Genomic DNA, 11,767 nt, shown 5'->3' on the forward strand with positions numbered 1-11,767 from the left:
AGCCACCACAGGTTTGCGATAATCAGAAGATTTGCACGGCTGTGAATTGGTGACATTGCTGCTTCGCGCATCGACCGTGCCCTTGCGCGAGGTTCCACGGCTGGTTCGTCCGCATTATACGCGACGTCGCGGGCGTCCCCTACACATCTCACAATTCCCGCCCGTACAGGCCTAACAACTCTATTACTTATACGAAGGCGACTACGAAGGCACCCTCGCTCGAAGCGGCTATGGCCAAAAGGTAGAAAAACCAAGATTGAAAAAAGGTAAGCCACAAAGAAGGTTCCAAGTTCATTGGTCAGTCAGAACTCGACACGTCCAAAATGTGCAAGGGGGAGACTGGGTGATCGAACCACCCGCTCGTTCATCGAAGAATTTCATGGCGATTTTCCTCCGTCCGTCTTGATCCTAACTGTGTTCTCCTTTGCGACACGAAATTTGGTCAAAGGACCGGCACAATCCCGCGACAGGTCCACCACCCATATGTAGACCCATTCGTCGCGACCCAGATCTGTCTTGCGCCAGTTGTCGTATTCCTCCGCCCATTGCGCTTTCAGCCGTGAGACCGTATTCGCCGAATACCCGGTGGCATCTGGACCGAGGAGCATCTTCAGTGCCGCGCCCCATCGAGCGGCGGCATGTAAACTTCGACAATTCCCCGCTCGTTTCCGATCCGGCCGGCCTGTATCACAATGTCGATGGTCGCTCGAAGATACCGTATGACTTCCGCGTATCGAAGCTGTGTTCCCGTTCCCATCACCATGAGCGCCAATCGGTCCATTGACTTGCGCGCTGTCTGGGAGTGCAGGGTGGTGAACGACCCGCCGTGGCCGGTGTTGATCGCTTCAATGAACGTTGCCGCTTCCGATCCCCGCAGCTCGCCTACAATGATCCGGTCCGGGCGTAGACGCAGGGTCGCTTGCAATAGTTTCTCCGCAGACCGCGGGCTATCCTCGGACCGCTCCGCAATCAGACTGACGACATTCGGCTGGCATGGGCGCAGTTCCGACGAATCCTCGATCGTCACCAGGCGCTCGTGATCTTCGATCAGCCAGAGCATCCGCCGACCGAGTTCGGTTTTGCCTGTCGAGGTTCCGCCCGAGATAAGGACATTCAGTTCCAGCCGCAGGACCTCTTTGAGAAAGTCGTCAACACTGCCGCTGCCCGCGAGGCTTTGTAGCCTACGCAGGTGATCGATACGTTCTTCATCTTGAGAGAGCATCACGTCGCTGCGCAGGAAGCCGAAGGTCTTTGGCTCGCCAGTGTGGCCGGGACGGAACACGCGGAACGACAGGACCGTTCCGCTGGCCGAAGCGGGGGCAATCACCGCCTGAACCCGCAGCATCAATCCATTATGCTCTATCGCCGTGGACAACAAAGGCGCGCTCGCCGTCAGCTTCGTATTGCTGTCATTTGCGGCCATGCCCGCAATATCCGCCGCCGCCGTAGGGTCTATGTCGTGTTCTTCGACACGGACCATCCGGGCCATTCCCTGCCGCTCGACAAAGCAATGGCCGTCACCATTCACAGCAATTTCGATCGCAGTTTGATCCTCAAGAAGAGGATCGAATGCGGCGAGATACTCGGAAAGATACCCCGCCATCAGAACAGCTCCAGATCGTTCGTCACCATCACCATGATCACGTCGCCATGTTCCACGGTGATGATAGGCGCCAGCTTCAGATATTCTTCTACAACCGCGCTCGCGTTGTCCTCGGCGTCCTCTCCGAGATTTCCTATGACCACTTGGGTTTCATCATCATCGCTACCAGCCGACGCAATCGCAGGCAGCGCGCCGAAGATCGAGACCAGGGCCGCCGCACCAAACCGTTGGGCGAAGCGGGTATTGACCTTGCCCGTCAGACCCGATCGCCCAAGACGATCCGACCCATAAGCATCCAGATCGACCACCTGCCCATCTGGCGTCACAAGCCTGTCCCATGCGACCAGCACGCGGCGTTGCCCAAGGGCCACCCCGTTGGAATAGCGTCCGAACATTCGCGACCCACGCGGGATCAGGACCTGGTGCATATCGAACGACCAGATGTCATGCGAAACGACGCTGCTTATCGTGCCGGAGAGTTCGGAATTGATGCCGGTCGTCAGTGTGGCCTCAATCACTGTGCCTTGCATGACCGTGTTTGACGGCGCACCGATCACCCGCGATTGCGTTGGCTGGATGGTTTCGGACCCGCTACGAACGAACGCTTCGTCGCCCCCGTATTCGCGTTCATCGCCACCCGAGGATCCACCGGACAGACCGTCAATTGGACTGTTGATTTGGGCCTCTGAAACAGCCTGCGCTTCGGCCCGACGACGTTCGAGCTCCTTGCGCCGCTGTTCCTGCTCTTCAGCCAGCCGTTGCTCTTCAAGCGAAGCGTCGTCCGCCTGTCGCAGCCGCATTTCCAACCCTTCAAGCTCGGTTTTATGACGTAGAACGTCACGCCGAAGCGCGTCCCGTTCACTGGTCACTCTCGACATTTCCGCTTCCCGGCTTTCCATGTCACTCGACAGCGCATCGAGTTGCGCCTGTAGCAGTTCAAGGCGTTCTGTGTCGACCACTGGTGCTGACGGTGTTTGGTTCCGGGCCTCTTCCAGGATCCGTTCGAGTTCGGCCACCCGCGCCCGAAGCGCCCGTTCGGCTTCACTTGGCCCTTGCTCGGTCGGTGTAAATTCAGGCGCGATCACCGGCGTCAAACCGTCATTCGCATCGCGCGGAAACTCACGGGAATCTGATGTGTCCAACACCGGACCGGTGCGGCCTTGGTCCAGATTTTTCCAGTAAGTGACGCCAGCTCCCCCAGCAGCGAGACCAGTGACCAGAGCGACCCCGGCCAGGACGCCCGCATTCGGGGCCTTGCGTCGGCCTTGCAAGCGGGCCGCGCGGTTTTCCATCTTGTCAGCCATTTTGCACGTCTCCGCTTTGGACGCAGATAAACTGATCGCCATACCGAATGACCCACCGGTCCGACCGCCGCCCGACCGTCGATTTGGTGCCATCGGTTCTGGAGTTGACGATGTATTCCCGACCGCTTGCATCGGCGCGGTAGATATTGGGCGTCGGGGCATCGGCCCCAAACTGAAAGTAGGTCCGCCGTCCATCATCCCAGACCCGAGTTGGGGCAATTTCCGCACCCCTGGACTGTACCGTGATGGAGTAGGTTTTCGGCTGCCCAGCAGGGACGCTGGTTTTGGACGTGCCGCCACCGCTACCTGACGGCGCTGAGAAGCTGACAGCATAGTGCGGGCGGCGATTGGCGCTTTCATGCAGCTCGACCAGGTAGAAACGCCGGTTGGTCACGATCACGCCATTGGTCACGGCCCCCGCGATCACAGGCTTTACCAGGATTGCGTTGCCGCCATCCGTTCCCGCGAACATGAAGCTTTCCGTGTCGCCCGCTTTGAAATCAAGGAACCGTTCGCCCGGTGCCAGCGTAATCAGGGTCACGCGTTTGAGCCGGGTGTTGATCTTGTAGACCTGGCCTTCCTGATACACTGCCGTGGCGCTCCGCGCATCCACGCGCATCGGTTTTGGGGTTGCTTCGGACAGGGCAGGCGAGGCCAGACTTGCCAGAAGTGCGGCGTAAAGAAGATTTCTCATTCGGTCATTCCTTCCGATGCAACACGGTAGCCCACAACCTGAAACCCGAACGGGTTCTGCCAAAGCAGGAGGTTGTTATCGACTGTCGAGGGGTTGAACACGTAAGTGACGGTGGCGACGAAATCGCCTGTTTGCATGGGAGAGTTCGGACGTCGCAAGGTCTTGGAAAAGCGCACCTGGGCAGTGTCTTCGTCAATCATCACCACGTTGTTGATCGCCACTTCGACCCTGCCATCAACGCCGTACAATTCCGGCGGATAGCCGCTGTGCCCCGGCGTCCACTTCTGTTCAAGCGCCCGGCGCACGTCTGCGGCCGAGCGTTTGAACACCGACAGGATGCGGTATTCATTGTCGTCCACATCATAGGTTTCACGGTCGCGGACGTAGCCATAGATCAGGCTTTCCACGACGGCCCGCTGTTGATCGACGGAGGCGCGCTCAACGGTCACGGCGCGCTCCGCGATGCCGGTGTCGCGGTCCACGATGGCAAGGTAGGCTTGGGTCTCATTCTTCGCCAAGCCGTAAGCGCCGACGCCAACACCTGCCAAACCCGCAACAAGTCCGATCACGGCCACCGCCCATGCCCGCTTTTCGCGCTGGCGAAGCCCCTGGATCGTCTCTGCTATGAAGTAGCTTCCGCCCGCTTCGCTCGCGGCAGCGACAGCTTTTTCCACTACGGCACGTTCACGCTCTTCAACCTTGGCAAGCGTCGGTTTGAGAATCCTTCTCTGTTCAGCAGTGAGGCGTGTCATGCTGGTCTCCAATCTTTGCAGTCGGATTTGCGGTTACTTTTTAGACTTCGCCCGAAGGCGCTCGTTAGACTCTCGCGCGAATTGCACGTCGCGCCTTCGCTGGACGAACCGTCCGGCTGCGTTATTCGAAAGACGCGCCCCGGCGTTTGCCAGCTTCATGTCCATGGCCGAACCGAACCGGCGAACCTGCGCTGCGCGTTGTGCCGTTTCGCCGCCAGTGGTCGCGCCGCTCAAGACTTGCTTGCCCGCGCCTTGGGTGATTTCACCGGCTTTCAGCATCGGGCGACCCACGATGCTGAGGGCTTGGGGCGCTATGCCGCCAAGGTTGAGCTGGCCGGTGATGTTGGACGCAATTTGCGGGATCGTCAGAAGCGCATAGATACCAACGATGATGATCACCACGACGCCGGTGATCCCGATCAATGTAGTGTCCGATCTTGCTCCGAACGCCTGTGTAGCAACCGCTGCGATGAACCCCATGACGCCAGCGGCGGCCACAGGATACATGAAGTAGCCGATCAGCGATGAGACCCACGCTTCAAAGAGAAACTGCGTCCGATTGAGGCAGGTCGCGGCAATGGCGAAGGGCGCAAGGCCGATCAGAATGCCGATCATAATCTTGGCAAACCCTGCGACCAGAATATACGCCGCCTGAAGCATCGCCAGAAGAAGATACATGATCGCGCCCAGAAACCCGCGCGCGATAGCGCTTTCAGCTCTGATTACCGACGCTGCCGTTTCTTGCGCTTGGTCCGCAAAACCTTCCGCCAAATCAACGGATGACGTCGCTCCACTTCCGTCAGCAACCGAGAACAAGGCAGTAACAAGAGCGTCGCCGGTATTTGTCAGGGCGTCGTAGATGACCTCAAAATTGGCCCATGACAGGCCGAAGGTGAAGATAAGAATGATCCGAAGAACCAGTTGCGCCAGGTCGCCCGTGCGCACCGAGAACACTCCGAGGCCAACGGCAAGCCCGAACATGGCAAATGCAATCGTCGCGACAACAGTAATCACGCCACCAAAATTGGACGCGACGGCGACAAACGTGCCTTCGGCCGCGCCACTTACAGCAGTGTCGATAAACCCCATAATCTCGTAAACGATTGCCATTCGCTTTACCCCAGATCGAGCAACATGCGGATATCGCACATCTGGTTGTAATCACGCTTGATCGCATCGCGCATCCGGATCGGGACGGCCGTGTAGAGCTTGAAGTTTTCGACCCCCTCGACCAAAGCTCCGAAGCTCGAAACCGCTTCATCCCAATCCGCAGTCAGGGTGTCACAGGTGCAATCCTGTGCTGCAATGGCATTGCCGTAGGCCATCCATTCATAGATGAACGCTTTAGACTGACCTATGTTTCGGACGCGCCAATCCTCTTTCGCAGAGTAATCATGTGCTGGCCGGTACTCCGGATCATGGCCCCGGCAATCAGATACCTGGCGCGGGCGGTTGACCTGATCTGCCGCTGCCTTTTCTGTGGGAACCGGCCAACTGAAGAAGCCCATTTCGATGGCCCGGTCCTGGATCAGATTGGCATATTCATTCTGGCGGCTTCTGTCCTTTGGGATCAGGTGACGTTCGCCATCGCGGATTTCCGAGTGACCGCTCTGCGCCCACGCCGGAGACGCCAGCGCCGTGATGGTCGCGCAAGTCAGAAGAAGATGTTTCATGGTCTGATCCTTTCTAATCGGCAGTGTCCGTGGACATGAGGTCGAGATATTTTTGTTCTTCGGCAAGCGTGGCCGCCGTCATGACGCCAGCTTGGCCAAGCCCGATCGTCTGGGCCGCTTCGAGCTGCCAGATATTAGCCAGCGCAATGCCCATTTCAGCCGTCATGCGCGTGTTCAGGTCAATCGCGGCCTTCATACCATCGGTGTCCGGTATCGCCCCGGTCAAGTCGGTCAAGCGTTGAAGGCTTTCGCTGGCGGCAACCTGCGAGGCTTCCGCCGCAACACCCATCATCGCGCCCGTGTTGCCCTGCGCGCCGATCCGCGCCGCGTTCGGGTCCGTACTGTTGGCAAGGTCCGTCATTTGGTCTGTTGTCGTGCCTGCACTCGTGAAGATGTTCTCGACAATCGAACTGGTCGATGTGTCACCGATCTTCCCGTCGGTTCCGATGGCGTCCCACTGGCCGCGCAGGGCCTCTTGGACAGACCCGCGAAGGTCCGGAATTTCCGGCATCAGTTTCGCGGCCCAATCGCCGTCCATGAGCATCTTGGCTTCGTCGAAGCCGTCGCGCAGGGCCGCAATCTGATCTTCCATCAGCTTGATCTGTTCGAGCAGCTTGAGCGTTTGCTCATCCAGCTTGAGATTTTGCTTGATCGCTTCATCAAGCTGCAACTGTGCTTCCGTCAACATTTGCCTCAGTTGGGCAATGGACGACACGTCGATTGTGGGCACGCCTTGCGCCGAGGCCAGGCCACCGGCCACAGCGAGGACCACAGCAGTCGTTGCGAGAAGCGTTTTCATTGTATCAGCCCTTCAAAAAATTCTTGATCGCGCGCGTAGGCCGCATAGAGCGAGCCGTATTGCGCCCACTCCGCCTTGCGCTTTGCCGCCAAAAGGCGCGTCAGGACCACCGCCATGCGGGCAACTTCTGCCTTGGCGTAGCTGTTGAGGTTCATGGCTTCCTTGGAGGAAGCTGACGCCGGAATCCTCGTCAAGATCTCCTTCAGCCGCGACAACGATTGAATGAGGATTTCCTGGCTATGTCCCGCATAGGATATGGCCGCGTCGGATATGTTCGACATTTCCGCAAGCGCAATATCTTCCAGCGCCAACGTGCCTACCTGGTCTGCGCCGCTCATCTGGGCCGCGTAGATATTATAGTAGCCGGTGATCCGGACAACATAATCCTGCGTTTCCCGGTAGGGCGGGATGCCGCCATGTTTCAGCACGGCACCCGGTCCGGCATTATAGGCCGCCAATGCGAGAGGCATGCTTTTGAACCGTTTCACCTGTTGCAGCAGATACCGCGCGCCGCCATCCAGTTGCAGGCGGGGATCTTCGTAATAGGCCGGATAGATCCCGAGGTCTTTCGCGGTGCCGGGGATGATCTGGGTCAATCCGAACGCCGCCTTGGGAGACCGGGCGCCAATCTGAAACCGGCTTTCCTGCTTGACCAACGCCTGAAACCAGCTCCGGAACTCCACCGGATTGACGCCGATCGCGGCCAGCGCAGGATCGCTGCCATGTTTCACTGCCGTTTCGGCAATCATCAACTCGATCGTCTCGCGGGTATCCCCAAAGAGACGCGCGGCATACGGGTTGTTGTCGTCAATCGAATAGACCGCGCCAGCAACCAACCCATCCAGACCTTCAAGGTCGGCCGTCATGCCGGTAGAGCCGCGCAGCAGATTGATCGTGTCTCGCAGCGCCACGATCTGATCCGACCGCGAGCCGATTTGCCGTGTGAGCTCTTCATTGGTCTGAACAACCTCTGCACGCTCTGCCTGCGCGCCTGAAATCAGCGATTTCAGCCGCTCGATAGCAGTCACATCCACTTCCGGGACGCCTTGCGCCAGGGCCATTGAGGCCGACAGCGCAAAGATCGAGAGGGGCAGGGGATTGCTCATCTTATCCGCTGATCTCGATCCAGTTGGAGCAGTCCACCGGACCGGGCGCGGCTTCAGCAAAGGAAAGCGCCGCGCCGGACCAGCAGTTGGTTTTCCGGCCATCGTAATCACCGCAAGCGGCCAGGCCTGCCAAAGCCATCAGAAGCAATACTGCCTTAGCCATGTGCTGTCCTTTCAAGTATCTTGTTCGCCGCTGGCGCAGCGTCCTCTCCGCGCCAGAAACCGGACCGGTTTCGATAATCGTCACCAAATTTTGCAAGGCCGGAAGACCCGCCGCCCAGAACGGTCAACAAAGGACCAAGGCGGCTTAGATCCACATCGAGGATGGTCGATCCGGTCTCCGTCCGGTGCAGGGCTTTGCGCCCTTGAGACTGTTTTCCGAGGATGAACGAAAGCTCACCATCGGTCATTGCCATGCCGTCATAATGTGCAGGCTCCGCGCGATGGTTCGGAAAGATCACCTGGTTCGGCAGACCTTCGAGGATCGACTTCGCCGCCGACTGTTCGATTTGCGAGGGAAACTGCGTCAGCATCACGACCACGACATTCATCTTGCGCGCCGTGACCAGCCATTTTTTCATTTCCTCGGCAAAATAGGGATCATCGAGAACCTGCCATGCCTCATCCACGATAAGCACCATGGGGCGCTTTTCTTCCATGACCATTTCCAGGGCCCGGAACAGATAGGCCAGGATGGCCGTGCGTTCGGTTCCGGCCCCAAGCACTTCTGTCAGATCCAGTGCGGTCACGTCATGCGCCGCAAAGTTGACCAGCACATCGTCACTGTCTCCAAAGACCCACGAATAGCGCCCGTCAGGCCCCCATTCGCGCACCCGCAGAGCCAGATCCTTGTGGTCGTCAGCATCGCCAACCAGCGAGATAAACTGCGAGAATGTCTTGAGGCGGTCGGGGGCTGAAGCGTTCTGCCGGATTGCCCCTTTCAGGGCTTGGCTTTGAAGAGGCGTCAGCGGCTTGCCGGTCGCTTCCAGCAGGGCTGACAACCAACTCAAAAGCCATGCCTCACCGCGAGGCCCGGTTTCCGTCAACAGCGGGTTCAGCCCGGTAGGTTCACCCACCTTCACTGCCGCATAGGTGCCACCCATCGCGCGGATCGGCATTTCCATCGCGCGGTCCTTGTCGAGCGCAATCACCCTGCCGCCGTGACGAAGGGCTTGCGCAGCCAGAAACAGGGTCGTTGTGGTTTTGCCCCCATTGGACGGACCCAGGACGAGCGTGTGACCATTCGTCGGTTCGGCGTCGGGCGCACCACGCGGATGCAGGTTGAAGCGATAGGGCGTCCCGCGCTCCGTTTCCAATACAGTGATTGGTTCGCGCCACGGCACTTCGCCTACATCTGCCCCAATGTCAGAACCGTGCAGGCTCGCCAGATCGGCAAAGGTCTCCGAAGTGACAAAGGTTGACCGCGCGGTCATGTGACCGTTGCCGGGGTGACATGACAGCAGTTCCGTCGCCGTCGCAGCGCGGTCGCGCAACATACGGAACCCGGCGCGCTGGCACATGCTCATCACGTCAGTAATGCGGCCATCCAGCTCTTGTCTGGTATCCGCTCGCACAAGTACCGTCAGGCAATACTCGCCAACACCGAGTTCGCCAGACTCGATACGATCAACAGTCTCGACCAACTGGTTTTCGACCCGTTGGGCCAGGTCGCCGCTGGCCTGCATCTGCAAGATGCGGGTGCGCGCCTGTTCAACAATGTCGTCGCGGTGAATGGGGGCGTAGCTCTGGACCACGACCACATCATCCAACGCGCCGAGAGCATCAATGGCACCGGGCATCGTGGAGGTAGGGTTTTCCTTGACGCTGATAACAGCGCCCACAGCTTCGCCATTGTTGATATCGATCACGCCATCCGCGCCAAATTCCAGCGACACGTCGCTTACATCCTGCGCCACCAATGTCATGAGGCCGCGGCGCAGGGCTTGGTAGGGTTGCAGGTTCAGGACTGCCATGGCCGACCCGAACGACCCGTCCGCGATTGAAAGCGGCCTCAGTGTCACGCTCAGCGCGTCGGAGAAAACAGACGTCATTTCCTGAAGGGAAGCAGCGAGTTCAGCGAGAGATTTCCGCCCGACCCGTTTAAGTGCCTTGCCGAGAAGCGGGACACGCACCGAATTGTTATTCGCTCGCACAACGGTCAGGATGATCACGGCTTCCTTTGGGCCGCTCGCGTTCAAGCCATTGAACCACGCATCATCAACCGCTTTTGCAAATGCCTGTTGCGGCTTTCCAAAGCCGCTGATCTGCACATCGCGCCGAAACCGATGGATGAAGAAGCTGAAACCTTCGTCCAACCCATTCAGGATTTGCGACACGCGTGTGCGCAGATCGAGAACATCCGCAGAGTCCGACGTGTCGGCGTCGATCCCGCCGACCTCGAACGCAGCGCAGACCGACCCGTCACGCAGGATGATCGTGGTATCGTCAAATTCGATGCCGTAAGGCATTTTGCGATATAGCTCATACATCAGTGACACGACCCTTGCTTGAGCGTTGGAAGCGAACCGGCTTACGCCCGAAGCTCTGGGGCAAGTGCCGCAACCGTGTGGTGACGATGCGGTGCCCGTTCGGATTGACGGCGGTGACGGACCGTGCGCCGAAATACCAGATGCCGAATGTCAGCAGCCAAAGCAGCGACTTCGTAATCATGAAGGGCAGCACGGTCAGCGCAACCGCCGCCATGAAGTAGGGGAGCGGCAAGCCAGCCATCTTGGCTTGCCGTGTCAGTCCTCTTATGACGACCGTTTCTTCCATTATTCGAGGATCGACCGAAGGCTATCGACAAAAGCGGGGCCGCCGAACACCAGCACCGCGCCGAGAATGACACCGCCAACCCAAACCCAACTGATCCGGTTCATGGCGGCCAAGAAGCCGGTAACCGCGAAGGCGAGGACGAAGATGATCGTCGCCAGCGGACCACGCAGGAAACCGATGATCTGGTTGCCGGTATCCGTGGCCTTGTCGAAATCGATATCCTGCGCCATGACCTCTTGCCCATGGATGATCAGAAAGATGGCCGCAGCGGCAACCGCACCTGTCCGGTAGATTTTGGAATTCACGTTGTTCACTCCTTTGAAGAAACGAGCCGCCAGCGGCGCTCATAGTTGGACATGACCTTGGCAACATGCCGTTCGGTTTCGCGAAAAGGGGGGACACCGCCGTAGCTGCGCACAGCACCGGGGCCGGCGTTGTACGCCGCCACCGCCAGAGAGAGCGTTTTGAACTCGTTGATCTGCGCGATCAGATACCGCGCGCCACCGTCGAGATTGTCCGTCCGGTTGTGCGGATCGACGCCAAGCAACTTCGCTGTTCCCGGCATGAGCTGTGCAAGGCCAATGGCTCCGGCACTACTCAAGGCACGGTGATTGAAGTTGCTCTCCATCTTGATCATCTCTTCGAAGAAGATGATGAACTCGCGGGGATCGATACCTGCGCGTTTCACATAAGGATGCCGGGCATAGCGAGACGCAACCGCGCGTGTCAGCGCCCGATTGTCGGCATTGCCTTTGGTGGCGAGGGTAAGAGACGCTGGAAGCGTTTGGGCTTCTGGCGAGGCTTTTGCAGGCGCTTGGGCGGCCCGCTGTGTAGCCGCTTTCGGGGCCAGGCTGGTCCAGCCGCCGCCAATCTCGCCCCATTCATTTTGAGCGGGCGCGGCGGTCGCAAACAGACCTCCGATAATAAACATTATGGTGAGTCGGGGCGTCATTCGGTGGCTCCCGTGTGTTGTTCAGGCGAAGACGAACCGGCGACACGCTTCCAAATCCCGGTGTCGCCATCACACAATGGGATCTCAGGAAAATTGATCCCCAGCCGTA

Annotated in this window: 13 protein-coding genes and 1 pseudogene; all 14 read right to left on the bottom strand. The window is 58.9% G+C overall.

All coding sequences use genetic code 11. The features are described from left to right. Positions 1-479: 479 nt before the first annotated feature. Positions 480-617, bottom strand: a pseudogene (locus EDD52_RS21610) (IS256 family transposase); the annotation flags it as partial. Next, on the bottom strand, positions 611-1,603 hold the full coding sequence (locus tag EDD52_RS21615; RefSeq protein ID WP_132248706.1) for an ATPase, T2SS/T4P/T4SS family: 993 nt from the start codon (positions 1,601-1,603) through the stop codon (positions 611-613). The pseudogene EDD52_RS21610 and the gene EDD52_RS21615, both read right to left, overlap by 7 nt. After that, positions 1,603-2,907: a TraB/TrbI/VirB10 family type IV secretion system protein gene (locus EDD52_RS21620; RefSeq protein WP_165907634.1), complete on the bottom strand. Its 1,305-nt coding sequence runs from the start codon at positions 2,905-2,907 to the stop codon at positions 1,603-1,605. Before EDD52_RS21620 ends, EDD52_RS21615 begins: the two co-directional genes overlap by 1 nt. Next, positions 2,900-3,601 (bottom strand): TrbG/VirB9 family P-type conjugative transfer protein, encoded by a 702-nt coding sequence (locus EDD52_RS21625; RefSeq protein ID WP_132248708.1) that lies wholly within the window; start codon positions 3,599-3,601, stop codon positions 2,900-2,902. Before EDD52_RS21625 ends, EDD52_RS21620 begins: the two co-directional genes overlap by 8 nt. Next, positions 3,598-4,353, bottom strand: a complete 756-nt coding sequence (locus EDD52_RS21630; RefSeq protein WP_132248709.1) for a VirB8 family type IV secretion system protein — start codon at positions 4,351-4,353, stop codon at positions 3,598-3,600. The genes EDD52_RS21625 and EDD52_RS21630 overlap by 4 nt, the downstream gene beginning before the upstream one ends. Positions 4,354-4,386: 33 nt before the next feature. Continuing rightward, on the bottom strand, positions 4,387-5,463 hold the full coding sequence (locus EDD52_RS21635; RefSeq protein WP_132248710.1) for a TrbL/VirB6 family protein: 1,077 nt from the start codon (positions 5,461-5,463) through the stop codon (positions 4,387-4,389). A 5-nt stretch (positions 5,464-5,468) separates the two neighbouring features. Further along, complete coding sequence (locus EDD52_RS21640) at positions 5,469-6,026, bottom strand: hypothetical protein (protein ID WP_132248711.1); 558 nt, start codon at positions 6,024-6,026, stop codon at positions 5,469-5,471. 13 nt (positions 6,027-6,039) lie between these two features. After that, positions 6,040-6,825: a type IV secretion system protein gene (locus EDD52_RS21645; RefSeq protein WP_132248712.1), complete on the bottom strand. Its 786-nt coding sequence runs from the start codon at positions 6,823-6,825 to the stop codon at positions 6,040-6,042. Continuing rightward, the gene (locus EDD52_RS21650) at positions 6,822-7,931 is read right to left on the bottom strand and encodes a lytic transglycosylase domain-containing protein (protein WP_165907635.1); all 1,110 of its coding nucleotides are present in this window, start codon (positions 7,929-7,931) and stop codon (positions 6,822-6,824) included. Before EDD52_RS21650 ends, EDD52_RS21645 begins: the two co-directional genes overlap by 4 nt. Before the next feature lies 1 nt (position 7,932). Further along, entirely contained in the window at positions 7,933-8,094 is a 162-nt protein-coding gene (locus EDD52_RS23785) for a hypothetical protein (RefSeq protein WP_165907636.1), read from the bottom strand. Then, complete coding sequence (locus EDD52_RS21655) at positions 8,087-10,420, bottom strand: VirB4 family type IV secretion/conjugal transfer ATPase (RefSeq protein WP_243652063.1); 2,334 nt, start codon at positions 10,418-10,420, stop codon at positions 8,087-8,089. Before EDD52_RS21655 ends, EDD52_RS23785 begins: the two co-directional genes overlap by 8 nt. After that, entirely contained in the window at positions 10,413-10,706 is a 294-nt protein-coding gene (locus EDD52_RS21660) for a VirB3 family type IV secretion system protein (protein WP_132248715.1), read from the bottom strand. The genes EDD52_RS21655 and EDD52_RS21660 overlap by 8 nt, the downstream gene beginning before the upstream one ends. Continuing rightward, positions 10,706-11,011, bottom strand: coding sequence for a TrbC/VirB2 family protein (locus EDD52_RS21665; protein WP_165907638.1), 306 nt, complete (start codon positions 11,009-11,011; stop codon positions 10,706-10,708). Before EDD52_RS21665 ends, EDD52_RS21660 begins: the two co-directional genes overlap by 1 nt. 5 nt (positions 11,012-11,016) lie before the next feature. Continuing rightward, complete coding sequence (locus EDD52_RS21670) at positions 11,017-11,658, bottom strand: lytic transglycosylase domain-containing protein (protein ID WP_132248717.1); 642 nt, start codon at positions 11,656-11,658, stop codon at positions 11,017-11,019. Positions 11,659-11,767 lie beyond the last annotated feature (109 nt).

Source organism: Primorskyibacter sedentarius (genome assembly GCF_004342065.1).
GTDB classification, from domain to species: Bacteria; Pseudomonadota; Alphaproteobacteria; order Rhodobacterales; family Rhodobacteraceae; genus Primorskyibacter; species Primorskyibacter sedentarius.